A 24,919-nucleotide genomic window follows, 5' to 3' on the forward strand; every position below is an offset into this window, starting at 1 on the left:
GGGTATAATTCAATTGCAGCTCAACATCATCTCCTATTTTCTTATTTAAGAACACACTTGGAAAAAGAGCATTGAACAGGTTACCGAAATCTTTCGGATACTCGTAACCGAATTTGAAAGCACTGTCAACCAGGTTGCCATCAAACTTCGAATATTCAGCGCGCAGACCAAGCTGGTAGCCGATACTGCCGATCTTATCGGTATACGTAATATAGGCCGCATTGATCATTTCGCGGTACCTGTAATTATTGCTGAGTGGCAGTTTGATGGAATTACCGTTATTCAGTGAAAGGGCATCGAAGATGCTGCTGTAATTATTGATGAAACTGCGGACACCGGTTTCCAGTTTTGCATGTTCCCCTCTCGGATCTACATAATCCACCTGGATGGTGACCTGGTCATTCTTACTGTTACCGATATTATGTACCAGGTTATCCGGTGCAAACAGGCTGCCATCGGGGTACTGATAAGTATTGAGGATCTTAGTGAAATCATCGTTCTTACTCCAGGCATAGTTCACATCTGCGTTGATCTCCTTACCCTGCTTCGCGAATTTATGCTTGAAGAGCATTTGCGTATTGTTCCGCTGGAATCCTGAACGGCTGTCCGATGTACGATAACCATAATGATCCGCCACCTTTGCGGCTGTGAGATATTCCTGGTCCTGCTTCTCGTAAGTAGTGAATTTACCGTCAGTGAAATTATGAGAAAATGTAAGTGTATTCCGGTTGTCCATAAAATAATCCACGCCGAAACGGACGGATTTGAATTCACGGATCCGGTCTCCTTTTGAGAACTGGTTGAAATAATTGCTCACCTCGCCATTCTGTTTGTTGGTGCGGAAGGTTTCTCCTTTGGCCACACCACCATTCTTGTTATAGTTACCGCTTGCGAAGAAGTTGAATTTATTCTGACGCAGATTAAGACTGAGTGATCCGTTGAGGATATCCGGAGTACCTGCTCCAAGGGAAGCCAGTCCGTTCAATCCGAGTTTACGGTTCTTCTTTAAAATGATATTGATCACTCCACCGGTACTGCTGGCATCGAACTGTGCAGAGGGGTTGGTGATCAGTTCCACTCTTTCAATATTATCTGCGGGGATCTGTTCCAGAGAAAGTATGGTAGGACGGCCATCCACAAAGATCTGTGGCGCACGGTTGCGCAACGCTACATTTCCATCTACGTCCACACTCACCGATGGAATATTCTTCATTACATCGATGGCGGTTCCGCCGGTGGCAGTAAGGCTCTTCTCCACATCAAACAGTTTGCGGTCCACTCCCATCTGCAACGCAGGTTTTGAACCAACCACAGTAACTGTTCCCAATATCTGTGACTCAGCCTCTGCTTTGATATTTCCAAGGTCCATCTCAACGGGACCTTCACCTTTCTTCTCCTGTTTGGGGAAAGCAACAGTTTTGAGGATCTCTTTGTAACCAATAGCCGTGATCTGCAAGCGGAAAGAATCACGCACGGGCAGTTGCTCGATGCTGAAATCCCCGTTCTGGCGGGAAAGCATGCCACCTGCAAGACTATCACCTGCGCCGGATGCAAAGTAGAGGCGGATACTGGCCGCATCGATTCCCTTTCCTGTTTTGATATCTACTACCTTTCCATAAAGGCGGCCTCTGCTTTTTTCGTTATGTGTAACCTCCTGAGTAAAAGCCTGCCAGGCAAAAAATAGAAACGGAATGAGTAATAGTATCTTTTTCATCGTGCTTTTGACGTCGATGTGTCACAAAAAATGCGCTATTTCAAAATATTAGGTTGGAATTAACGGGCTTAACTGTTGACGATTTTGTTACGGAACCATGTCTGCATCACAAGAATGGCTTCGCTGAGGAAGAGGTCTTTCCTGAGACTGTTGAGCCAGGCTTTGTTGCTGTCTGTACGGAACTGCTCTTTGCCCTTGAGGTCTTCCTGTGCATAGGCAGTGTTCACAACGGTCATGCTGTCTGATGTCACCATCTGTTTGCGGATAGTGGCAATGGTCTGCTGCAGTTGTTTTTTCTCTGCGCGGTATTTTTCCAGTTTCAGCGAATGCATGCTGCTCCGGTTGTCGAGCCAGTGAATATTCTTACGAAGCGAGAGCAGCAAAGAATCCTTTTCAATCCGGTCACCTGCAGCGGCAATGGTTCTGCTTACTTCTTCGCTATGCATGGATACGGTGAAGGGAGCAGGTTTGATAGTATCCCATTTGAGTGCTGTAGGATTGTCTTTCTCCTGCATTTTGTAGGGTTCATAAATGCCAGGCAGCAGAATATCAGGAGCAACACCTTTCAGCTGTGTTGCAGCGCCGGTGATGCGATAGTATTTCTGTAAAGTGATATGAATGGTACCGAGGTCCATGGTTTCGGGTGAATACGCGTTCTTTGTTTCGCCAACTCCAAATCCACGTTGCACGGATCCTTTTCCATATGTGGATGCTGCACCGATCACTATACCACGATGATAATCCTGGATGGCGGCTGCAAAGATCTCGGCAGCGGATGCGCTCATTTCATTCACCAGTACTACCAGCGGACCATCATATACTACATTGTTGTTTTTAACGGTACTCACGTAAGGTGCCCCCACAGCGCTTTTCACCTGCACTACCGGACCTTCCTTGATGAAGAGCCCTACCATATTTATAACTTCGCCGAGGCTGCCGCCGGTATTGTCGCGGATATCGATCACAATACCGTCTACATTTTCTGCTTTGAGCTTTTCCAGCTCCAGCGCCATGTCGGCCGCGCAGCTTCTGCCATTGGCATCGCCGAAATTGGTGTAGAATTTAGGGAAGGAAATATAACCGATCTTCGTGGAGTCGTTGATAATTGCCGACTTCACGAAAGTATCTTCCATCTGTAATGCTTCGCGCTGAATGGTAACATCTTTGAGTGAGCCATCATTCTTGCGGAAGGTGATGGTAACGGTAGTGCCTTTCTGACCTCGTGTGAGCTTGATCACATCGCTCATGGCCATACCTGCGAGGTCTGTCTTTTCACTGGAACCTCCTTGCTGTACTTTCACCAGCACGTCGCCTTTTTCCACCTGTCCTGATTTCCAGGCTGGTCCTCCGATCATCAACTCTGCGATGCTCACTTTTCCACCCTGGTCCTGCAGCAAGGCACCGATACCATAATAGATACCGCTCATGCCTTCCTGGAACTCCCGGCGGTCTACCGGCAGGAAGTAGCTGGAATGCGGGTCATACAGGTTGATGATGCTGTTGAGATAGAGGTTGAATGCTTCTTCGTCAACAGTGAGCTTGAGAATATTTTCGATATTTCTCTTTTCGATGCGCTGCACGGTTTCACGGGCCTTAGCCTCGAGCTGTGCATCGGTAAGATGATTGCTGGTATCTTTTTTCTTTTGTTCCACCAGGTCATCATAATAGGTCAGTACCTGGTATTTGAGATAATTCTTCCAACGCGATTTCAGATCATCCGCACTTTTGCTGTATAGAATATTCTTTGGAGAATCGTTGTAGTATTCATCCGTATTGAAATGGAAAGGCTGGGCCAGCAGTTCGGTGACAATGCCCTCCGCTTCTTTCACCCGCTGCTTGAAAGTAGTGTTCACCACTTTGTAGAACTGCACCATTTTACCCCGCATCTCATCATCCAGCTGCCATTCAAATTCCTTGAAGCGGGTGATATCGCTTTTGAGAAAGAAGCGTTTGCCACCATCCAGTTGCTGGAGGTATTCATTGAACACCTGACCGGAGAAATGATCGTTCAGCGGTTGCGGCGCATAGTGGATCTGCTGCAACATGCCGGTAGTATTGTGGAAAACGAGATCGATATTGTCCACCACTTTGCTCTTCTGCGCAAATGCGGAAGAAGACAGCAGGCTGATGGTGGCGGCTGTAAGAAATGTACGGTTAAAAATGATGCTCTTCATGCTCTACCCTCTTTAGGCGGTTATAGATGATCGTTAGTTATGCAACAACCTGTCCGTAAGCACCGAACCAAGCGGCGCCCAGGAGGCCTGTCTGTTCATTATTGATGATCCGGACAGGAACTGTCTGCAAGAGATGTTGCATACGGTCGCTATCCATATAATGATTGAAAAAATTCTCTCGTACCAGCAGTTTGCTGATCTTGGGCGGAACGCCACCTCCCAGGAAAAGGCCGCCTGTTGCTTTCATTTTCAGCACCAGGTTGGCGGCTTCATGGGCCAGGTAACGTACATAATGCTGCATGGTCTGAACGCAGATGGCCGCGCCGTTTTCGGCAGCGGTATTGCTGATCCTTGCAGACGGATGTGTTTCACTCTCCCAGATTTGGGTCAGCCATTTTGGTTCTTCCACTTTTTTTACATCGCGGAGGAACTTGTAAATATCATAGATGGCCGGGCCTGCCACTACTTTCTCCCAGCTTACAACGCCATATTGCGCGCTAAGGTATTGGGAGAGTTCAAAATCAAAGTGGGTCCTGGGCGAAAAATCGCAATGCCCTCCTTCCGTAGGGAATGGAAAACAGGATTTACCGTTCCAGAAAAGCCCTGCTTCGCCCAGGCCGGTACCAGGTGCAATGATGGCCATATTGCCACGGGCAGGTGTATGTCCTTCATGCAAGGTGGTGAAATCATCCGGGTGGAGGGCTGCCAGGCCATAGGCGGTGGCTTCCAGATCATTGATGAGTCGAACGTCCTTTACACCGGTGGTATCCACCAGGTCTTCCACACTGAGCGTCCAGTTGAGATTGGTGAGCTCCACTATTCCATCCAGTACAGGTCCTGCCACCCCTAAACAGATCCTGTCCGGTATAAGATCCGGCTGGTCTTTCAGGAATTCGGTAATGATCTCCTGCAGTGAGGTATAGGCTGGTGATCTGAACTTTTTATCGTGGATATGCTGAACATCATCCGCTGTTGCGCGATAGAGAGCGAGATGAGTTTTAGTGCCTCCGATATCTCCTGCAAGCACGGTGATACCCGATGCAGGGATATTGTCTTTAGCCGGTAAGAATAACGGGATAGTGGATCCCTTACTGGTTACATTCATCGTCTTAAAGATACAGGATTATTTTGTGGAGATTACACAATATACGTGAATGGTTTTTCACTCAGAGTGCCGTCGCTCGCGTGCCCGCGAGTGACCGGGCACTGCGAAATATGCCAGTTCATCACTCAGGTTGAGCCAGGGATATTGTGATTGCAATTCCGCTGCCTTAGCCGCCTGTGAAGCCAGGAATTTCTGATGTGCTTCCGTTTCAGGATGAAAGGCTTTATGCCGGCGTGCAATGGAGATTTTCTTCAGTTCACTGGCCAGTTGCTGGCTCGGTTCGTCCACAAAATGGGACATAAATTTCTCAAGCACAAATTGTGTGGCCGGGTAATTGGGATGCGCCATATCCACATCATAGAAGCGGTAATCGCGGAGCACATCTATCACCAGTTCATATGCCGGGAAATAGTAAAGGTTATCGAACTTGTTCACCAGATGGTGCACCACTTCCAGCAGCCGGGCCTTGCTGCGGTTGTTATCGATCACCCCGTCACGGAGATGACGAACGGGAGAAATAGTGTAAATGATCTTTATGTTTTTATTGAAGTACCGCACCTGGTGCAGGGCATTGTCAAGCACCGATTTGGTTTCTTCAATGGTCATCATATGTTTTCTGAACCACTGCGAAGGTGCCCGGTGGCAGTTGGCCACAGATTGCTCCGGTGCCATATTGCCGCGTTGCTGTTCAGGAGCTATGTCTGTAAGCCGGTAGCTGAAAGAGCTGCCCAGTGTGATCACCAGCCATTCCGCTTTTTTGAGGAACTCATGAGCGGCCTGTTGTGAAGCATTGATCATATTCAGCACTTCGGATTTGTCTATGCCCGAGAAACGGCTATGATGCTGCCAGCTCTGCCATACTTCGTTCAACAGGAACAGGTCCTTTTCCGTGTATTGCCTGTTCTGGATCCAGGAAACAAGGCTGGCGGCCACACTCTGCGGATCGAAGAGAATCCCATTGGGGTTCTGCATCACTTCAAACTTCATTTCCTGCAGGCTGTTACCGATATGTTCAGTAAAGCAGGAGCCCACCAGCATGAGCGGTTGCCGGTAACCTATCAGTTGGGCCGGTGCAGGAATATTTATATCTACCATGAAGTTCATAACGGTATCATATATGCGCACTGGTGAAGATATCGTCTGCCAGGCGCAGGCTGGTCTCCAGTGCTTTTTTATCTAGAGCCGGCAAAATGCCGAGTGATTCAAAATGAGCGATCATCAGTTCGGTGTTCATATTTCCCACCAGGTCATCATTGGCCATGGGGCAACCGCCGATGCCTTTGAGGGCGCCGTCGAAGCGGAGGCATCCTGCCTGCAAAGCTGCATCCACCTTGGGTTGCCAGTTAAAGGCGGTGGAATGAAGATGAACGCCGATCTCTGTATCCGGAAGGGCTTTGATGAGGTATTCAGTAATCGTTCCTACCTGGTCGGGGGAAGCCAGTCCCACGGTATCTGCCAGTGAAATAATGGTAATTCCCATTTCCACCAGTTGTTCCGCCCACTGGAAAACGATCTGTTCGGACCAGGGATCTCCGTAAGGATTGCCGAAGCCCATGGACAGGTACACCACCAGTTTCTTTCTCTTGCGCAGGCAAAGCTGCTGAATGGCTGCTACTGTTTGCAGTGACTCACTGATGGAACTATTGGTATTGCGCTGCTGGAAAGTTTCCGAAACGGAAAAAGGGAAACCGAGATATTTTATCTGATCGTATTCAACAGCATCCTGTGCGCCACGGAGATTGGCTACGATGGCGAGGAGCCTGGTATTGGTATCCTGCCAGTCGAGTTGAGGCAGCACATATTTTGTGTCTGCCATTTGCGGGATAGCTTTCGGGCTTACAAAGCTGCCGAAATCGAGCGTCTGAAAACCTACCCGCAGCAGGCTGTTCAGGTATTCGATCTTTTTTTCAACCGGTATGATCACGGGCCAGCCCTGCATGGCGTCCCGGGGGCATTCTACGAGGTGCACTGTTGACATGGATGCAAATGATTTGTAGTGAAGAACTATTTGTTCAGCATACGTTGCTTCATGGCTTCGTACAGGATCATCCCTGTGGCTACGGACACGTTGAGTGATTCAAAGTTCCCGGCCATAGGGATCTTGAAGATGCTGTCGCTGATCTTCAGCAGACCGGAGAAAACGCCTTTGTCTTCACTCCCTGCTATTATACAACAAGGATCACGGTATTCCAGTTCAAAAACAGTTTCATTGGCTGTCATTTCAGACGCGTACACTTTTATTCCGTTGAGGTGCATGGTATCTACGGCCTTCATGAGGCTGTTAACCCGGCAAACCTGTATTTTTTCAAGCGCGCCTGCAGAGGATTTGATGGCTTCCTCGTTGAGAGCCCCTACTCCTTTGTCCGGAATGATGAGGGCCTGTGCGCCGCAGCAGACGGCCGTTCTGGCGATAGCGCCGATATTCCGGACATCGGTCACGCCATCGAGCATCACAAAAAGCGGCGTTTCGCCGGCTCCTACCACATGGTCTATCACCTGCTGGAGGTCCAGGTACTGCACCAGGGCTGCAATGGCAATCACACCCTGGTGATTGGCTTTGGTGAATGAGTCCAGTTTTTCAGGTGGCACCTGCTGGATGGGAATATTATTATCGCGGCTCAGCTGCCTGATCTTTCCGATGGCGTCGCCGGTAACGCTGCGCTGGAAAAATATCTTATCGATGGCCCTTCCGGATTCGATGGCTTCGATCACTGGCTGGCGGCCGATGATCAGCTGTGATTTTTTGATGCCGGGCCCCTGTCTTCTATGAAATCCTTCCATCTGCGATCATGAGTTTTATTTTGAGGATGGCTGCCACAGACATGGCGTCTGTGATCTGGCCTTCTTCCACCATTTTGTATACGAGTTCGAAAGGTAATTTTTTGACCTGTAACTGTTCAGTTTCTTCGGGGCAAGCGGTGTGCTGGGTGAGGTTCCTGGCCAGGTAAGTTACTGCATATTCATCGGTCACGGAATTGGACAGGTGCATTTCCAGGATCTTTTCCATGGAGCCTGCCACCAGGCCTGTTTCTTCCAGCAATTCCCTGTGCGCAGAATCCATGGGATCCGTGCCTTCGGGCGAGCCGCCCTCGGGGATCTCCCAGCTGTACTGGCTGAGGGTGAAGCGGTACTGACCAACCAGGTAGGTATTGAAGTCTTCATCCAGGGGAACCACGCCTACTGCCAGGTTCCGGAAACCCACTTTTCCATAAATGCCGTTTCCACCGGAGGGGTTGATCACTTTGTATTCCGTGACGCGGATCCAGGGGTTGAGGTATTTCTCTTCCGAGGAAAGGACCTTCCAGGGATTGATGGTTTCGTTCATGGCGCAAAAATAGTGAAGATTCCGAGTATACTAACTATTCGTATTTATCGTTATTTCAATACTTTAGACCGTTTTATAACTATGTACTGCTTACAAACCCTGCGATTTCTGTCCCTTATCCTTATCTTCTTTTGCCATTCAGTAAGAGGTCAGGGCCAAATCATGTACAACCACAATCAACTTTCAGCCACGCATTATAAAAAGCAGAAAGATTCCATTCAGAGCGCCTGGAAATGCCCCACTATTTTCAAGCAGAAAGAATGGAGAGCACAGGAAAAGTACAAAGAGATATGGGACGGCCGTACCAAATCATTCACCAAATCATTTGAAACAAACGATTACCTGTATGATGAGCCCATTTTCTCATATGTGAACGGGATCCTGAATGAACTGCATACAGCCAATATCTCCTATTTCAAAGCAGCGCCCTTCATGCTGATCGACAGAAGTGCGTCTGTGAACGCATATGCCATCGGTAAGAATGTATTTGTGCTGAACCTGGGGCTGATCAATTTTTGTGAGACCCGCGAAGAACTGGCCCTGGCTATGGCCCATGAGCTTTCCCATAACATACTTTCCCACGCTGATAATTCAATAAAAAGTCAGGCAGAAATGCTGACATCAGATGAGTACAAAGATTCATTGAATGCCATTCTCAAATCCAAATATGAGCGCTTCTCGAAATTGAAAAAGATAATGCAGACCTACTCCTTCGACAGGCGTAAGCACCAGCGTTATCATGAAGAGGATGCAGATTCACTGGCTATCGTCCTTCTGAAAAATGCCAATCTGGCCTTCGATGCGCGTTTTTTTCAACGGCTCGACAGTTCAGATACCGAATATCATCAACCATTGAAACAGGAGATCAGCCAGTACTTTGCAAAGTATGAGTTAAACATCGAGGATAGCTGGACCCAAAAGCGATCCAGAGGACTTTCCACCCGCAATTACAATTTTAAGGATTCCTCAGTTAACCGGGACTCTTTAAAAACACACCCTGACTGTGAGCAAAGATACCTGGCCAACCGTTCCAAAAGCGACCTGGGCAGGAAACTGACTCCCATCCCGGCTTCCATCAAACAAAGGACAAACAAGTTCCTGATCTGGTACCTGTTCAATAATGAAGCATTGACAGCATGTATCTATCGCATTTTCCAGGAAAAAGATAAGGGCAACACGGATGTGTGGCTCGACTTCATGTTGTACAATGCCATGAGCAGTCTCAATCTTGCTGACCGCGACATGCGCAGGTTTGCCGCCATTGGTATAGTTCAGAAAGAATATGTGTCCACTCATTATTTTGCTCTGCAGACCATGATGGAGCAGGTCCCCAGGCAAAATCTGGAAATAATCTGCCGTAAACTGGGGGCTGCTTCCTTCTGGAACCAGGTACAACCCGATGAGAAAGCCTTCAGGCGTTTTATGGCAGCCATTGCCATCGATCCGGAATCAGAAGATAAGAAGAAGCAAAGAGCTGCAGCAGCGGATGAGTTTGTTACCGGATTTCCCAACAGCGCTTATAAAGAATTTGCCAGCCCGTTCGAGAAATAATAAAAATCGTTTATTCCCTAATCAAAATTTCATGAAAAAAATTGTACTAAGCCTGATGGCTGTATTAGGCATTAGCAGTGCGTTGTTCTCTCAATCCAAAGTATTCAAGGAAGTCAGTGGCGAAATCTCTACCCAGGTATCCGCTATCAGGCAGGATGATGTGGTGATCGGGTATATTGCTTTTACGAGACTTGAAAAAGTATCGGATGAATTGTATAATTACAAGATCACCATCATGGATGAGAACCTGAATGATATCGGCACTGTAAATTTCAAAGATGAAAAATTATATCTGCAGGGAACAGCTTTTGAGCAGGACGTATTGTGCATCGCTTACTTCAAAACGGATATCCTGGATAAAAAATTCGGATCGTCGAAACAGTTTATTGCAGCCAGGGACCGCTCCAAAAATGCGATAAAAATGCATTTCCTCGGATTGGATGGCAGGATCATCGATACCGTGAACACTCCTGTAGAAATTGATACGAAGTTCATCCAGAGCAGTGGTTATTTCTATCCCAAAGGAGAGCTGAAACATAACCTGAACCTGATCAATATCCCCAACCATGGTTTTGCCACCATCTACGGCGACTCAAAGAAAAATGTACTGACAGTGTATGAGCCTACCGGAAAGAGAAGCTGGCAAAGAGTGATCAAGGAAGATCCTGTCAACCATCTGGAACTGCTGGCTTCGGGCTCCGAACTGTACCTGATGACAGAAGGTAGTGCCAATAAAGAAATCAAAAAACATTACGAAGCCAATTCATATGAATTGCTCAGCTTTAATATCAAAGACAGTTCTGCCAATCCCAAGATCACTATTAAAGACAAGAAAAGCCATCAGTTGAATATATTCACGTTCGAGAATGATCCGGGTACGGGTAAACCTTATATCAGCGGTTACCTGAAGAGCACAAAGAAAAGAGCACATGCCAAATCTGTAAATGGTGTTGCCAGGGGACATTATGCCGGTATTTTCTCGTATAATATCATGAGCCCGCAGAAGAAAGACCTGAAGGAAATTTACACTTACTGGGATGACGCTTCTAACTCACAGGTTTCATCCAATGGTTACCTGGAAGAGCAGAAATCCTATGCAAAATTTCATACTTCATTCAGGGACTTTGAAGGCAATACCTATTTCACTGCAGACGGTATAAAAAGAAAGGTAAGTGCCATGAGAACTGCAGCCAATCTGCTCTGGATCCCTACTATTCCGCTAAGCCCGATGAGTGTGCTGACAGTAGGAACAAGGAAAGGGAGACTGGGAAGCCCATTACTGCTTAAACAGGACAAAAATGGCAAGATCAGTTGTGCTACTTTGTTTGAGGGTGAAAAATACAAAAGCTGGTATTCCAATATCACCCTCTCAGAATTAGGCAGCAGAAAATATTATACAGCTACCAATCATGATCAGAAGCAACAATTCCTGGTAGTTACTGAAGACAAAACAACTACTGTATACAATATCAACAGTCATAAACAGGTGCGGACAGTTCCGCTTAAAGACAAGAAGATCAGCAGACGTGTTATTCCTGCCAAGGAAGGCCATATCCTAATCAGTGAATACAACAGCAAAGATAATTCCACTACGGTTTCCATCGAAGCACTGTAAAATATCCATAAAAATGAAAGAGGGCTTTCCGTTTACCGGGAAGCCCTCTTTCTATAATCAGCCGACAAAAAACTATTTGATGGCGAATGCTTTCTTCACTTTGCTTACATAATCCAGTTTCTCCCATGTGAAGAGTTCCACTTTCTTCTTGATGGTTTTACCATCAGGAGTTTTGAAGGTCTTCTCCACGATCTCAGGCTTGCGGCCCATATGACCATAAGCGGCAGTTTCGCTGTAGATCGGGTTGCGGAGCTTCAGGCGCTGCTCAATGAAGTAAGGGCGCATATCGAAGATCTCGGAAACGAGCTTCGCGATCTGGCCGTCAGTCTTCTTCACTTTGGCAGTACCATAAGTGTTCACATAGATACCCATCGGTTGTGCTACACCGATAGCGTAAGACACCTGTACCAGCACTTCGTCGCAAACACCGGCAGCAACCAGGTTCTTGGCGATGTGACGGGTTGCGTAGGCAGCTGAACGGTCAACCTTGGAAGGATCTTTTCCGCTGAATGCGCCACCACCGTGTGCACCTTTACCACCATAGGTATCAACGATGATCTTACGGCCGGTGAGACCGGTATCTCCGTGTGGACCGCCGATAACGAACTTACCGGTTGGATTGATATGGTACTTGATCTTGTTATTGAAGAGATGTGCGAATTTCTTGTATTTTTCTTTTACGCGTGGGATCAGGATATTGATCATATCCTTCTTGATCTTCTCAGCCATCTTTGCTTCAGTATCGAAGTCGTCATGCTGGGTAGAGATCACAATCGCGTCGATACGAACAGGTTTGTTGTTATCGTCGTATTCGAGAGTCACCTGGCTCTTTGCATCGGGGCGCAGGTATTTGATAGCTTTTCCTTCGCGGCGGAGTACTGCCAGTTCAAGGAGGAGTTTATGCGCCAGGTCAAGTGCCAAGGGCATATAATCATCCGTTTCATTGGTAGCATATCCGAACATCATGCCCTGGTCGCCAGCGCCCTGTTCTTCTTTCTTCTTTCTGTCAACACCCTGATTGATGTCTGCAGACTGCTCATGGATTGCAGAGAGAACACCGCAGGAATGCGCTTCGAACATATATTCGCTCTTGGTATAACCGATCTTGCGGATCACACCTCTTGCAATTTCCTGTACGTCCAGGTAAGCAGAAGATTTCACTTCGCCCGCCAGTACTACCTGCCCTGTTGTAACCAGGGTTTCGCAGGCAACTTTAGACTGAGGGTCAAAAGCAAGGAAGTTATCGATCAACGCATCGGAAATCTGGTCGGCTACTTTATCTGGATGGCCTTCAGAAACACTTTCGGAAGTAAATAAATAAGGCATGATGAGTTAATTTGTTAGTAAGGCGCAAATATAAGCGACGGACTTAAATTTTAGAATAAATAATGCGAACCTTCATTTTCTGGGTAGCATTGCTTCCGCCTCCCAGCACCACCCGGCCAAAGGCGATCGGTGTGTTTACAGACAGGGTTGGCAGTGCAATGGCAGAACCGTCTGCAGCCTCAAAGTATGGTTTGGTCCTGTATGGAGCATACACCCTGAGGGTTTTATACAGCCTGTGGCCTTTTGACACGGCGCTTTGGAAATAGCGCGAAAGGTTGAATATGTACTTGTTATTTACATAGCTGCCCCCCAGGTTGGCTACATCGTAGTAGTTAGGGGCGCTTCCGGTATACACAAAATCATTACGGATGGTAAAGGTAGAATCGCCTGCATCATTGATGGCATCGATGAACATCAGGGGTACTGCCGCATAAGTATCGTCAGACGGGTTCTGTACCCTTTCCATGATCAGTTCTGCGCGATGGATCACGCGGTTCACCGTTTTGAATGTATCCAGCCCCTTGATCTTTACAGTAGCGTAAGAACCGGGAGCACTCTGGATAAACACTTTATCATCATCAGGATTTCCATTATTCAGGTAATTCTGGAAATTGTTACCTGGTGTTCTCTTAACGAGATTGGCCGTTTGAAGGCGGTATGGAGTGAAGTAAGGTGAAATGGTATCCACTTTCCCGTTCACTGTCACCCGGCAATAAACCGTCAGCCTGCTGTTGGCACCCATCAGGTTGAAATAAGCCAGTCCGTTCTTTGTGGGAGAAGCTGCGCTGCTTTTGATAGCCAGGCCCCTGAAAGAATTATGGAAAAGGCTGTCGTTCTTATACTGTGCAGAAGTATCGTAGTCTACGAATTTCCTGGCAAAAGCCGTATCCAGCCTGATGCGCAACTGGTTGTTCGACCTGATGGAATCGACTCCGTTATCAACATAAAAAGTGGAATCGTTCAGGTCTTTGATGGCATATTGCTTGCTGCCACGTACGCTGCCCATTTCCAGGAAGGGTGCGCGGTTGATCTTATAATAAAGCGTATCGTTGAAATTGCTGAGTACTGAATTATCCAGTTCAACCACATCTACCACCTGAATGGAATTGGTATCTCCGTAAGCACCGGTATAAGTAAGTGAAAGCACTACCGAATCGATCTTTACCGAATCCTTGTTGAGGAATGGATGTGTACCGAAGGCGGCGGGGATGAAACCGGAATAGATATCAGCGGTGGTAGCGCCAAATTCAGGATCATTGCTGATCTGACCGAGGGCTGCCAGGTCATCTGCTGTGGAAAAGGTACTGTCGGGATACAGGAAGTTATCTGTAGTCACATCCAGCACGGTTTCAAATGTATGCACATTATCTACCTGTGGGATAAGATCATTGCCCAGGTCAGTAGAATCAACTTTTGTACAGGAACTATAAAGGAACAAGCCGGTAAGAACCGTAACAACTGAGGCAAATATTTTCCTATTCACGCAGAGATGGTTATTTAAAAGTAAGGTTAGAATTAAACGCTTATTTAGCAAGGTCGGAATACAATTGTAAATAGTCTGTTAAATCGGACTCAGCATTATACGTCAACACTTTCTTACCCTTCACTTTACCGAATTCTTCCACCAGTTTCTTGTCTACTTTATCGGCGCCGAATGTGATGGCATCCGCATAGGTAGCGCCTCCTCTCATCATTCCGAGTTCACCTCCGTCCTTGTAAGGCTCCAGGTCTTTCTCTTTGATGTTGGGGCTGATATTGGCGATCTTGAGGAAATCCGCACCGAGCTTTTCCTTGAAAGTGGAATTGCCGATGGTGTAGATCATTTTACTGTGCGCGAATACGGGCTCTTTCTTGTAAGCTGTTTTCTGGAACAGCGGAATGAGGCCGGTCATCCAGCCACTGCAATGAATGATGTCTGGCGGCCAACCGAATTTTTTTACGGTTTCGAGTGCGCCTTTACAGAAGAAAACAGCCCTCAGACCATTGTCATCGAACCATTTTTCCTGCTCATCATGAAATATCTGTTTGCGTTTGAAGAGGTCTTCGTTGTCGAGGAAATAAACCTGTAAGCGGGCATTGGGGAGAGAAGCAACCTTGATCTGCAGCGGATAATCATCGTTATCAACACTCACATTGATCCCTGAAAGACGCACCACTTCATGTAAACGGTGCCGGCGCTCATTGATCACTCCGAACCGGGGCATAATGCAACGTACTTCATAACCATTCTCATTTGCTTTTATCGCCAAACGATTGACTGTTTCGGAGAAATCAGTCATTTCCATGTAAGGAGACATTTCGTTGGCAATAAATAAAATTCTTTTCTTTGTCAGCATTATGATATTAATTGTTTAAGCCACCCTTGAAAAACAGGGTGCAAAGTTAAGGATTTTAAATTAAACAAGGGTCCACAGCCGGATCCTGGCCCATAACACAAGAACGAATGATCATTATCAAGCAAGCTGCCCGGTTACAGGAGTACCTTCAGCAACAAGCCGCCCGGGGCATAATTTCCGGTTTTGTACCTACCATGGGAGCCCTCCACCAGGGGCATTTAAGCCTCATATCGGAAAGCCGCAAACACGCTGGCATCACGGTTTGCAGCATTTTCGTAAATCCCACACAGTTCAACGATCCGAAAGATTTTGAAAAATATCCCAAGACCCTGGAGCAGGACATTCTTTTGCTGGAAAACGCGGGCACGGATATACTTTTTTTACCATCCGTTGACGAAGTCTATTTCGGCGGTTTAACAAATCTTGAACATTATGACCTCGGATATTTAGAATCCATTCTCGAGGGAAAATTTCGGCCCGGGCATTTTCAGGGGGTCTGCCAGGTGATGTACCGGCTCCTGAAACTGGTACAGCCTGATCTCCTCTTCATGGGGCAAAAAGACTATCAGCAATGTATGGTAGTGAAACGGTTATTGCAGATCATGGAGTCAAAAACTGTACTGATCCCCGCTCCTACGGTCAGGGAAAGCAGCGGACTGGCCATGAGCAGCCGGAATATGCGGCTGAGCACAGATCAGCGCGGCACGGCGGTGGATATTTCCAGGACTTTACAATATATAAAGGAAAATATAGCGGCAAAGTCCATCCCGGAACTGAAATCGGCCGGCGCGGAAATGCTCGAAAAAGCCGGTTTTAAACTGGATTATGTGGAGATCGCCAATGCAGAAACCCTGGAGCCGGTGGCGGAATGGGATGGGAAAACGCCACTGGTTGCGCTGGTAGCGGCCTTCCTGGGAGAAATTCGCTTAATAGATAATATGGTGTTGACGGAAATTCAGGGTTAATTGAATGTTCGTTAGTTTATATTCAACAAACTTTTTTAGCTTGCGGCCGTTTTATTATTGGCGGTTTTCGAAAAATGCCGTCAACACCTAACATCAAACAGATCGATCATGGATATCGAAGTGCTCAAATCAAAGGTACACAGGGCAGTTATTACTGAAGCGAACCTCAATTACGTGGGCAGCCTTACATTGGATGAGAACCTGATGGAAGCCGCCAATATGATTGAACATGAAAAAATACAGGTGGTGAACGTGAACAACGGTTCCCGCATCGAAACATATCTCATCAAAGGCAAAAGAGGCTCAGGCGTTTGCTGCCTCAACGGCCCCGCTGCACGCCAGGGAGCCGAAGGCGATATCGTTATTATCATTTCTTATGCGAGAATGGATTTTGAGAAGGCAAAAACTTTCAAACCCTGGATCGTATTTCCGAAGGAAGGTAATATCTTGTAAAAAAAACAGCAGGGCCTGAACCGTATGAACAAGAAGACGAAGAGCGCGATACAATATGTGGTCGTTCTGGCCCTGGTTATTTTCCTGGTGTGGTGGTCACTGGCAAGCATCAAGCCCGAGCAGTGGCCCATGATCAAACACTCCCTTCTCACCGCCAATTACTGGTTGCTGGTTCCCGTTGTGCTGGCACTGCTGGCCAGCCATCTCAGCCGCGCTATCCGCTGGAAGATCCTGATGGAGCCGATGGGTTACCATCCGCGTATCTCCAATACTTTCATGGCCGTGCTCATCGGGTATATGGCCAACCTGGCTGTACCCAGACTGGGCGAAGTGCTCAAATGCACGGTGCTGGCCAAATACGAGAAGGTGCCGGCAGACAAACTGGTGGGCACCATCGTGGCAGAACGCGCATTCGACCTGGTCTGCCTGCTCATTGTGATGGCCGTTACCATTCTCACGCAAACAGGTCTGATCGGAGAATATCTTTACAACGAAATGTCCACCACCTTCGGTTCCAAAGCCGGAGGGATCACTACAACCAAACTCATCATCCTTGCAGCAATACTGATCTTCCTGCTGGTTGCGGTCATTTTCGTTTTCAGAAAATTCAGTCATCTTTCCATTATTCAGAAGATCCGTACCATCGCCTCCGGTATCTGGCAGGGACTTACCAGTGTCCGGCTGATCAAAAAGAAAGGATGGTTCTTTTTCCATAGCATTTTTATCTGGGCCATGTACCTGGCCAGTGTACAGATAGGCATGTATGCCCTGAACGAAACTGCTGGATTTGGCATCAAACCCAGTATGGCTGTACTTTTCAGCGGAAGCATCGCCATGATCATTGCTCCCAGCGGCATCGGTGCCTACCCTATCCTGGTATCCAAGACCATGAGTTTATATGGACTGGATATTGCCTATGGAAAAGCATTCGGCTGGCTGCTCTGGACCGTGCAGTTCTTCCAGCAACTGGTCTGCGGCGGCATAGCACTGGTACTTCTTCCCTTGCTGAACAAACAAAAAAAATCGAATGAAATCACCTCAGGTAATAGACACCAGGATACTCAGCCTGGAAGCGGCAAAAAGACAGGTAGCACAATGGAGGCTCCTTAGCAAGACCATCTCCTTCACCAATGGCTGCTTTGATATTCTGCACAGGGGGCATATCTTTTCCCTCTCACAAGCTGCTATGGAAGCGGATTTCCTCATTGTAGGCCTCAATTCAGATGCGAGCTGCAAACGCCTCAAAGGACCCACAAGGCCCGTGAACGATGAGCATTCACGCGCACTGGTACTGGCATCTCTCTTAATGGTAGACGCCGTGGTGATCTTTGAAGAAGATACGCCGCTGGAGCTCATCAAAACGCTGATGCCGGATGTGCTGGTGAAAGGCGGAGATTATACGGTAGAACAGATCGCAGGATCGAAAGAAGTGATTGCGAATGGCGGACGTGTAGTGATCAATCCGATTGTGGAAGGCTTCTCCACTACAGGTACCATCGAGAAATTGCGGGCAGGTAAGTAATCAGAATTATAACCGGTACATTCTTTCCACTTCCAGCACAATACTTTCTATCTCACGGTCATCACCAGTGGCATTGTAAGGCTGTTTGAGGTTACTGTTGAAGAAGAAGGCCACAGTCTGATACACGCGGGCAGTGAGGCCGCCCTTGTATTCTTTGATGATCTCATAGCAATTATTACCGGTCTGGCGGTTGATAAGCTTCATCAGCACCTTGCCCTGGTACACGGAGAGATCAGATAATGGTTTGGTGAATTCTTTCTTGAGCTCGGCTTCGCGGCTTTTGATATATTTCTTTCTCAGCTCCTGGTCGGTAATACCGGCCAGTTTGGAATTGATATCATTCATGATAATACCCGCCCTTCTTGCATACGGATAGGTAACATATACGGCATTGCGCAGGCGTGTCCACTCCTTGCGTTTCTTCAGCAGTTCCTTCGGATAGGGTGCCTGTACCCAACACCACTGCATGTACGAAGAGGGCACCAGCTCGTCGCCCTTGATGGTGGCATGCACCACGATAGTATCATTGGGCCCCAGTTCGGGCACTTTAACATGCGGGGGAACAACAGCAGTGTCCGGCGTTTGCGCCGCAACGGTAGTAGTTGCAAACACTGACAGAGCAAAAAAAGCCAGTTTATGTAATAATATGTATCGCACAGGGTTCATCGCCGGTTACTAAAGTAAGACAATTCCCTCTATGCACATAGCTGCATGGCCTCCAAATGAAAGCTGAGACTTATAAAGAATTGTGAAAATTCTATTTCAGCTTGCGGGCACGCCAGATCAGGCTCATTACAAACCCTATAACCATGATCACGGTTCCGATCCAAACCAGATTGATAAAAGGAAATTGTAATACTTTAAGACCAATGAATGGCACCATTCTGGAGCTTTCCTTCACCCCCACATTGAAATATCCTTCTTTATCGGATGGCCCGAGTGCAACTGCCATACCTTGTGCGAACACGGTGTCGATGGCGTAACGCGGCTCATTGTCTTCCAGGTAGAAAACGGGATGCGCGCTCATCTTGCGCTGGTCGCCGGTAATGATCGAGAAATTGGCCATCACGGCGGTATCTGTGGCTTTGAACTGGTGTTTATCGTTATTGGGGTTAACCGTAACGCTGTCGAATTTCATGAAGCCATTGGAATAGTAAACGGTATCGCCCACTTTCACGATATGGCTCTTGTACTGTGCGGTATCCGGCCCTGCGGCCATTTTATCTGCATAGCTGATATAGCTGAATACATCGCGGTGCAGGTAATGCCTGGCATCAGGGTTATTGGAGTACTGCTCCTGCCCTTTCGTATTCTTGATCAGGTCGGGCTTCAGTGTAAATTTCTCTTTTCCATCTTTCGATTCAAAGTCTACGAAAAAGAAGATCTTTTTCTCTTTTGCAGTGGAAGAATCTCTGGTGTAGGTAACCCAGTACTTGCCCATGTCCATTTTCACGCCCTGGTACAGGGTCATGTTCTCAACGCCTTTTTCTTTTGCTTCCGGACCGAAGTTCAGCGGGTTGAGGAAGTTCTGGGAAAGGGTGGTTGTTTTGGACGAGGAGATGAGCATGCCTACCAGCATCAGTCCGAAACCGATATGTGCCACGGAAGCGCCGGCCGCTTTCAGCTTGCCTTTGAGGCCGATGCGGATATAACCGAGGTTCGCAACAACTGCATACACATTGGCAAAGATGGCCAGGTGGATAGCGGTGAGGAAGCCCAGTCCGTATTTTTCGTAATCTATACCTCCCCACAGGCTGATGGAAACGCTTGCCAGCACACCAATGATGGTGGGGATCAATATCTTTTTACCGAATTCTTTTTTTACGGTGTTCCTGTATTTGAAATACTGCGTAACGGCAGTGAGCAGGCCGAGGATAACGGCCACGAATACCTGAATCCTGTTATAGGAGAATTCCCTGTCTTCCCCAACCACAAAGCTGGTTCCGAAGATCTTGTTGATCACGGGCAACGAGGTGGCGGTGATGATGAACATACCGGAAAGGAAGAGAACCAGTGACCCGATGAACATCCAGAATTCTCGGGAATAGGTACTTTCTTCTTTTTTGATGGTTGGGATCAGCTTGTACCGTTTGATGTACAGGAACAGACCGGGCAGCGCGAAGGCGGCCACGAACAGGCGCAATTGCCAGTTCATGCCTGAGCCTGTGAAAGCGTGAACGCTGGTATCCTGCAGATCTCCGCTGCGCGTGAGATAGGTTGAATACAGGATCAGGATGAAGGTGAGTATAAAAAAGAAATAGGTTGGTCTGAGTGAATGGCCGGTGGCATTGAACACCAGTTGGGTGTGGATGCCTGCCACCAGGATGAGCCATGGCACCAGCGAGGCGTTCTCAACCGGGTCCCATGCCCAGTAGCCACCGAAGGTGAGAGATTCATAAGCCCATTTGGCGCCCATCATGATACCGAGGCCCAGGATACCCGCGGAGAAAAGGTTCCAGGGCATGGCGTCTTTCACCCAGCCACCGAAGTCTTTCTTCCAGAGTCCGGCAATGGCGTATGCGAAGGGAACGATGGTGCTGGCAAAACCCAGGAAGAGGATCGGCGGGTGGATCACCATCCAGTAGTTCTGGAGGAGCTGGTTGAGACCACGACCGTCCTTCATGCTTTGAAGGCTGAGATAATCAGCGCGCTGGAAGATGGGTGCATCCAGGAACTGGTTACGGGTAAGCATGAATGGTGTGCTGCCGATCTTGAGATCGAAAATGTAAACTCCCAGTACCATGGTGGCCAGGCAGAGCTGCGCGAAACTGATCACGGTCATTACGGGAGCTTCCCATTTTTTGGAAGTCCTCATAAGGATCAGACCGATCACACCATGCCAGACGGTCCAGAGCATGAAGCTTCCCTCCTGTCCTTCCCAGATACTGCTGATCAGGTATTTGGGCTCCAGGGACACGTCCGAGTGATTATAAGCGTAATAATATTCGAACCAGTGGTTCCAGATGATGAAAAAGATAATGGCGAACACCACTACAACGGATGCGAAATCGATGATGAAGGCGATCCGGCCGATCCTTTTCCAGCTGGCGGCATCATCAGGGATGACGGCCTGTGCGCTTTTGAAGTACGCGATAGTGGCAACGAGAGAGGCGATCAATGACAGCACAACCAGGAAATGTCCAAGCTGCCCGGCAAACAGGTGTTCACCAATATAATTCATGATGCTAGTTTACTTTAGTAGTGAGATTATTGTAGGCAGCCTTTGGATCGTCCTTGTATTTGGAGGGGCATTTGATGAGGATGCCGTCTTTACGTGAGATCTCAAAGATGTCTCCCTTCATTTTTCCTTTCAGCACAATGCGGTCACTTTTCTCCATATCGAAGGGTTTCTCGAAGTAATAAAGCACGGTGGCTTTGTTTCCGAGGGAGTCCACTACATTGAAACGGGTAAGGTTGGGATTCTTTACCGCGTCGTATTCGATGGGGGTGGTTCTGTCGAGTTGGGTGATCACGGTTACGGTCTTACCTTCTTTCTGGCGGGCGCTGGCGAGGGTCTCGTAGGTTGAGATGTCCCCCATCATGGTCAGGAGGATCATGATACCGGCTGCGATGGCCACCAGGATGACGATATGTGTTTTTTTCATAATGCGGAAGAATTCCAACGGCGAAGGTAGCTCAAAATGCCCTAAGCCGGTAGTGATTTTAATCAGGCTTCCTTTTTTTATCCTGTGTTAAAAACGGGTTTAGAATCAGGATGTTAAAGGAGAGGTCCGGGTTTCTGCTGCACTAAACAGGCGGCGGACGATTTTGTTGAGGAGAACAGGGATTTTTTTTGGAAGTTTCCGTTTTTCATGAATTTACAGGGCAAGGTAGCAATAGTTCATCAATCATTTTATCAGTGAAATCCTGGGGGTTCTTCCAGGTAGTCCCATTAAAATTAAGATGTCAATAGAGATATGATTACAACCGTGGTACCAATTAATAGCCAGGCAGGGAACAACAAGAAAAAGCCCCTTACGGGGCTTCTCCATTTTTCATGGCTCCGGAATTCTAACAATCAGACATTTATTTCGGCATTAAACTAAAATCCATAAACGGTTTCTTCTTCAAAAACTCATTCGCCGCGTTCTTCAGATGATCTTTATTGATTTGTCCTAAATACTTTTCAATACTATTGGCTTCAGAGATTGAGTATCCATTCTGCAGGCAGTTCAGTAACAAGGTCTGCCAGAACTCACTGCTCGCAGAAGCTTTGGCAATCCCTGCCCTGCTCTCAGCAATGAACTTTGCCATCTCTTCATCAGAAGGACCTTCCTGCGCCAGTTTATCGATCACCTGCTTCACTTCACCGATCAGCGTTTTAGCCTTTACAGGATCGCAGCTGAAGCTGATACTGAATCCATACCTTGGCTGCGGGAAATGTGATTTCTGAATATTAACCGCAGGTGAATACGTTGCATTGTCTTTGTTGCGCAATTGCTCCGTGATCCGGTATTGCAGGATGGAACGCAGTGCATTCAGCTGCACATTATCCCAGGGGGTTCCTTTATAAGTACCACCCACTACCACCTGCACGCTGGCCTTATTCTCCAGGTCCAGTTTCATGCTGATGGATTTGTCCTGCGAAGCGAAAGCTACATTCATGTCCACCGCTTCCTCTTTGGTGTTGGTTGCAGGCAGACTTGCCAGGTACTGCTCAACCAATGGCTTGATTTCCTCCACCTCAAAACTTCCGGTGATCAGGAAGGTGAATCCGGAAGCATCCGCAAACCGCTCCTTGTAAATTTCCACTGCACGGGCCGGCACAACAGCGTCCAGACGCTTAACTGTCATCGGTTGTTTACTCCAGTGATTTCCCTGCAGGAATGAATTCACACTGTCCACGAAAATATTAGCAGGCAGCTCATATCTTTTTTCCACTTCCAGTTTCGTATTGCGCATCATACCCGCTACCGCTGTTTCATCCAGCTGTGTTTTGGTGAAGTAGAGATGTATCAGCTTCATACAGGTCTCAAGGTCTTTCTTATTACTTCCTGCACTGAAACCTTCAGTATACTCTGCAATGAAGGGCTGGAACTGCACCATCTTTCCGGTAAGCACCTTGCCCAGGGCCTGCGTATTCATACCGGCAACTCCGCCCTGCATGGTTATGGGTACCGCAAAGAGTGCATTATCGTAATCGGCCTGACCATACAGGGATAAACCACCATTGCTGAATCCGTTGATCAGGATTTTGTCGTCATTGAATTTTGTGGGTTTGAGGATCACTCGCGCGCCATTGCTGAGCGTCATCTCGGTTCCTTCTATTTCAGGGATTGGTTTTGTTGCAGTGATACTGCCCGGCTTTGATACCGGCTTTGGCAATTCAGATGCCGATGCAGACTCTTTGTATTCTTCAACTTTTCCTTTTACCACTTTTTCTTTCCAGGATTTCAGGTCTGCTTCAGTGGGAAGTTTCTCTTTTTCATCGGCAGGCGCCATGATGATGAGATCCTGATCAGGTGTATCGAAAAACAGGTCGATCAGTTTGTTGATTTCTGAAACAGTAATTTTTTCCAGCTGATCACGGACCAGCTTATTGATATACTCTTCACTGGGATAGGCCGCTTTCTGAATAAATGCATTTGCATATTGAGTGGCATAAGCTTCGGAACTGATCTTTTCGCGCTGGTTGTAACGATTGTTCTGCGATTCTCCCATGGCAGTTTTGGCAAGTTTCAGCTCTCCTTCTGTGAATCCATGCTTACGCACCCGCTGCAATTCAGTGATCACAGCAGTGTAGCCGCGCTCGATGCCGCCGGGCAGGAAGGCGATCTGTACGGTTGGCCCGGCCAGTCCTTCACCAATCGGACCGATGCCCGCTGAGGCCTGTACAAAAGGCGGATCACTCTGGCGATGCAACTGCCCCATTCTCTGTCTCAGCATTTCATTGAAAAGCTCTACAGCAATGCCATTGCGGAAATCCTTATCGGTGAGCAAGGGATTAGCTTTACTCTTGCAGTAAAGCTGTAAGCTCACTGTCTTGATCTCTTCATCACGCACTACATTGAAAGTTTTCTGACCATTTAATGTAACTGAAAACTCAGGAAGGGTTGGCGCGTCAGCAGGTTTCACGAGGTCTCCGAACTGTTGTTTGATCTTTCGTTCTATCTCATCCGGATTGAATTCACCAACCACAACGATGGCCTGCAGATCAGGACGATACCAATCATGATAGAATTTACGCAACAGATCATGATTGAAATTTTTCAGCACTTCTTCCGTGCCGATCGGCATACGAACTGCGTGCCTGGCATTATTGAGCAGGATAGGAAATGTTTTCTGGGTGATGCGCTCCTGCAATCCTGCACGTTGTCTTTTTTCTTCCAGGATCACTCCCCTTTCTGCATCGATAGAAGCGTTTTCCATTTCAACAGATCCGGCCCAGTCGCGCAGGATCTGAAGCCCGTTGTTGAGAGAGGCAGTATCGGATAAGGGGATATCGAGCTTGTATACAGTCTGATCGAAAGCAGTGTAAGCATTCAGGTCTGCGCCGAAACGAAGGCCCATTTTCTGCAATTCACTTACCAGTGTATTCTGGGGAAAGTTTTTGGTCCCCTTGAATGCCATATGCTCGGTAAAATGAGCGAGGCCCCGCTGTTCGTCGGTTTCAACGAGAGATCCTATCTTATTCACCAGCATGAGATAGGCATGTTCCCGGGGTTCCGTGTTCTTCCGGATATAATAGGTCAGTCCATTGGGTAATACACCTGTACGCACGGCGCTGTCATTAGGCAAGCTCGTCACTTTTTCTTCACAACCTGCCATGAATCCGGCCACCAGCACTAAGCAGGAACCGTATAATAGCGTTCTCAGTTTTCTTTTCATTTTGG

At 47.6% G+C, this 24,919-nt stretch carries 20 protein-coding genes; 6 read left to right on the top strand and 14 right to left on the bottom strand.

Annotation, left to right across the window (positions count from 1 at the left end; genetic code table 11):
- The 7 genes from ACTHMC_RS13565 to ACTHMC_RS13595 form a co-directional block, all read right to left on the bottom strand.
- Positions 1-1,714 (bottom strand): outer membrane beta-barrel protein (locus ACTHMC_RS13565; RefSeq protein WP_440413757.1); only part of this gene is annotated, 1,714 nt, incomplete at its 3' end.
- A gap of 68 nt (positions 1,715-1,782) precedes the next feature.
- Positions 1,783-3,888, bottom strand: a complete 2,106-nt coding sequence (locus tag ACTHMC_RS13570; protein WP_440413758.1) for a carboxy terminal-processing peptidase — start codon at positions 3,886-3,888, stop codon at positions 1,783-1,785.
- A gap of 37 nt (positions 3,889-3,925) precedes the next feature.
- Positions 3,926-4,993, bottom strand: coding sequence for a glucokinase (gene glk, locus ACTHMC_RS13575; protein ID WP_440413759.1), 1,068 nt, complete (start codon positions 4,991-4,993; stop codon positions 3,926-3,928).
- Positions 4,994-5,050: 57 nt separating this feature from the next.
- Positions 5,051-6,097, bottom strand: a complete 1,047-nt coding sequence (locus ACTHMC_RS13580; RefSeq protein ID WP_440413761.1) for a GSCFA domain-containing protein — start codon at positions 6,095-6,097, stop codon at positions 5,051-5,053.
- Positions 6,098-6,104: 7 nt separating this feature from the next.
- Positions 6,105-6,971 (bottom strand): hydroxymethylglutaryl-CoA lyase, encoded by an 867-nt coding sequence (locus tag ACTHMC_RS13585; protein WP_440413762.1) that lies wholly within the window; start codon positions 6,969-6,971, stop codon positions 6,105-6,107.
- A 26-nt stretch (positions 6,972-6,997) separates the two neighbouring features.
- Positions 6,998-7,774, bottom strand: a complete 777-nt coding sequence (gene rlmB, locus ACTHMC_RS13590) for a 23S rRNA (guanosine(2251)-2'-O)-methyltransferase RlmB (RefSeq protein WP_440413764.1) — start codon at positions 7,772-7,774, stop codon at positions 6,998-7,000.
- Positions 7,758-8,318 (bottom strand): NUDIX domain-containing protein, encoded by a 561-nt coding sequence (locus ACTHMC_RS13595; protein ID WP_440413765.1) that lies wholly within the window; start codon positions 8,316-8,318, stop codon positions 7,758-7,760. The genes rlmB and ACTHMC_RS13595 overlap by 17 nt, the downstream gene beginning before the upstream one ends.
- Positions 8,319-8,480: 162 nt before the next feature.
- Between ACTHMC_RS13595 and ACTHMC_RS13600 the strand changes: the two genes are divergently transcribed.
- Both ACTHMC_RS13600 and ACTHMC_RS13605 read left to right on the top strand, forming a co-directional pair.
- Positions 8,481-9,869, top strand: a complete 1,389-nt coding sequence (locus ACTHMC_RS13600) for a M48 family metalloprotease (RefSeq protein WP_440413767.1) — start codon at positions 8,481-8,483, stop codon at positions 9,867-9,869.
- A gap of 31 nt (positions 9,870-9,900) precedes the next feature.
- Positions 9,901-11,484, top strand: a complete 1,584-nt coding sequence (locus tag ACTHMC_RS13605; RefSeq protein WP_440413769.1) for a DUF6770 family protein — start codon at positions 9,901-9,903, stop codon at positions 11,482-11,484.
- 72 nt (positions 11,485-11,556) lie between these two features.
- Here ACTHMC_RS13605 and metK read toward each other — a convergent pair whose 3' ends face one another.
- The 3 genes from metK to ACTHMC_RS13620 are packed head-to-tail and all read right to left on the bottom strand — an operon-like array spanning position 11,557 to position 15,146.
- Positions 11,557-12,810 carry a methionine adenosyltransferase gene (gene metK / locus ACTHMC_RS13610; RefSeq protein ID WP_440413771.1) on the bottom strand — a complete coding sequence of 418 codons (1,254 nt, stop codon included), beginning with the start codon at positions 12,808-12,810 and terminating at the stop codon, positions 11,557-11,559.
- 43 nt (positions 12,811-12,853) lie between these two features.
- Entirely contained in the window at positions 12,854-14,293 is a 1,440-nt protein-coding gene (locus ACTHMC_RS13615; RefSeq protein ID WP_440413772.1) for a DUF4270 family protein, read from the bottom strand.
- 40 nt (positions 14,294-14,333) lie between these two features.
- Positions 14,334-15,146 carry a glycogen/starch synthase gene (locus ACTHMC_RS13620; RefSeq protein ID WP_440413774.1) on the bottom strand — a complete coding sequence of 271 codons (813 nt, stop codon included), beginning with the start codon at positions 15,144-15,146 and terminating at the stop codon, positions 14,334-14,336.
- 107 nt (positions 15,147-15,253) lie between these two features.
- Here ACTHMC_RS13620 and panC point away from each other — a divergent pair, with 107 nt between their 5' ends.
- The 4 genes from panC to rfaE2 all read left to right on the top strand — a co-directional run bounded on the left by panC (position 15,254) and on the right by rfaE2 (position 18,086).
- Positions 15,254-16,111, top strand: a complete 858-nt coding sequence (gene panC, locus ACTHMC_RS13625) for a pantoate--beta-alanine ligase (protein ID WP_440413776.1) — start codon at positions 15,254-15,256, stop codon at positions 16,109-16,111.
- Between the two features lie 108 nt (positions 16,112-16,219).
- Positions 16,220-16,564 carry an aspartate 1-decarboxylase gene (gene panD, locus ACTHMC_RS13630; protein ID WP_440413778.1) on the top strand — a complete coding sequence of 115 codons (345 nt, stop codon included), beginning with the start codon at positions 16,220-16,222 and terminating at the stop codon, positions 16,562-16,564.
- 24 nt (positions 16,565-16,588) lie between these two features.
- Complete coding sequence (locus tag ACTHMC_RS13635) at positions 16,589-17,674, top strand: lysylphosphatidylglycerol synthase transmembrane domain-containing protein (RefSeq protein WP_440413780.1); 1,086 nt, start codon at positions 16,589-16,591, stop codon at positions 17,672-17,674.
- Positions 17,592-18,086: a D-glycero-beta-D-manno-heptose 1-phosphate adenylyltransferase gene (gene rfaE2, locus ACTHMC_RS13640; protein ID WP_440413781.1), complete on the top strand. Its 495-nt coding sequence runs from the start codon at positions 17,592-17,594 to the stop codon at positions 18,084-18,086. The genes ACTHMC_RS13635 and rfaE2 overlap by 83 nt, the downstream gene beginning before the upstream one ends.
- Before the next feature lie 6 nt (positions 18,087-18,092).
- Here rfaE2 and ACTHMC_RS13645 read toward each other — a convergent pair whose 3' ends face one another.
- The 4 genes from ACTHMC_RS13645 to ACTHMC_RS13660 form a co-directional block, all read right to left on the bottom strand.
- Positions 18,093-18,743, bottom strand: a complete 651-nt coding sequence (locus ACTHMC_RS13645; protein ID WP_440413783.1) for a DUF4294 domain-containing protein — start codon at positions 18,741-18,743, stop codon at positions 18,093-18,095.
- Between the two features lie 100 nt (positions 18,744-18,843).
- Positions 18,844-21,267 carry a cytochrome c biogenesis protein CcsA gene (gene ccsA / locus ACTHMC_RS13650; protein WP_440413785.1) on the bottom strand — a complete coding sequence of 808 codons (2,424 nt, stop codon included), beginning with the start codon at positions 21,265-21,267 and terminating at the stop codon, positions 18,844-18,846.
- A gap of 4 nt (positions 21,268-21,271) precedes the next feature.
- Entirely contained in the window at positions 21,272-21,691 is a 420-nt protein-coding gene (locus ACTHMC_RS13655; RefSeq protein ID WP_440413787.1) for a cytochrome c maturation protein CcmE, read from the bottom strand.
- Between the two features lie 421 nt (positions 21,692-22,112).
- Positions 22,113-24,914 (bottom strand): M16 family metallopeptidase, encoded by a 2,802-nt coding sequence (locus ACTHMC_RS13660; protein ID WP_440413789.1) that lies wholly within the window; start codon positions 24,912-24,914, stop codon positions 22,113-22,115.
- Positions 24,915-24,919 lie beyond the last annotated feature (5 nt).

The organism is Pseudobacter sp. (assembly GCF_051955275.1).
Classification (GTDB): domain Bacteria; phylum Bacteroidota; class Bacteroidia; order Chitinophagales; family Chitinophagaceae; genus Pseudobacter.

What these genes read in the sequence shown, in the direction of transcription:
- ACTHMC_RS13570 (WP_440413758.1), bottom strand. Translation starts at nt 3,888, where the DNA reads ATGAAGAGCATCATTTTTAACCGTACATTTCTTACAGCCGCCACCATC.
- glk (WP_440413759.1), bottom strand. Translation starts at nt 4,993, where the DNA reads ATGAATGTAACCAGTAAGGGATCCACTATCCCGTTATTCTTACCGGCT.
- ACTHMC_RS13580 (WP_440413761.1), bottom strand. Translation starts at nt 6,097, where the DNA reads ATGAACTTCATGGTAGATATAAATATTCCTGCACCGGCCCAACTGATA.
- ACTHMC_RS13585 (WP_440413762.1), bottom strand. Translation starts at nt 6,971, where the DNA reads ATGTCAACAGTGCACCTCGTAGAATGCCCCCGGGACGCCATGCAGGGC.
- rlmB (WP_440413764.1), bottom strand. Translation starts at nt 7,774, where the DNA reads ATGGAAGGATTTCATAGAAGACAGGGGCCCGGCATCAAAAAATCACAG.
- ACTHMC_RS13595 (WP_440413765.1), bottom strand. Translation starts at nt 8,318, where the DNA reads ATGAACGAAACCATCAATCCCTGGAAGGTCCTTTCCTCGGAAGAGAAA.
- ACTHMC_RS13600 (WP_440413767.1), top strand. Translation starts at nt 8,481, where the DNA reads ATGTACAACCACAATCAACTTTCAGCCACGCATTATAAAAAGCAGAAA.
- ACTHMC_RS13605 (WP_440413769.1), top strand. Translation starts at nt 9,901, where the DNA reads ATGAAAAAAATTGTACTAAGCCTGATGGCTGTATTAGGCATTAGCAGT.
- metK (WP_440413771.1), bottom strand. Translation starts at nt 12,810, where the DNA reads ATGCCTTATTTATTTACTTCCGAAAGTGTTTCTGAAGGCCATCCAGAT.
- ACTHMC_RS13620 (WP_440413774.1), bottom strand. Translation starts at nt 15,146, where the DNA reads ATGCTGACAAAGAAAAGAATTTTATTTATTGCCAACGAAATGTCTCCT.
- panC (WP_440413776.1), top strand. Translation starts at nt 15,254, where the DNA reads ATGATCATTATCAAGCAAGCTGCCCGGTTACAGGAGTACCTTCAGCAA.
- panD (WP_440413778.1), top strand. Translation starts at nt 16,220, where the DNA reads ATGGATATCGAAGTGCTCAAATCAAAGGTACACAGGGCAGTTATTACT.
- ACTHMC_RS13635 (WP_440413780.1), top strand. Translation starts at nt 16,589, where the DNA reads ATGAACAAGAAGACGAAGAGCGCGATACAATATGTGGTCGTTCTGGCC.
- rfaE2 (WP_440413781.1), top strand. Translation starts at nt 17,592, where the DNA reads ATGAAATCACCTCAGGTAATAGACACCAGGATACTCAGCCTGGAAGCG.
- ccsA (WP_440413785.1), bottom strand. Translation starts at nt 21,267, where the DNA reads ATGAATTATATTGGTGAACACCTGTTTGCCGGGCAGCTTGGACATTTC.
- ACTHMC_RS13655 (WP_440413787.1), bottom strand. Translation starts at nt 21,691, where the DNA reads ATGAAAAAAACACATATCGTCATCCTGGTGGCCATCGCAGCCGGTATC.
- ACTHMC_RS13660 (WP_440413789.1), bottom strand. Translation starts at nt 24,914, where the DNA reads ATGAAAAGAAAACTGAGAACGCTATTATACGGTTCCTGCTTAGTGCTG.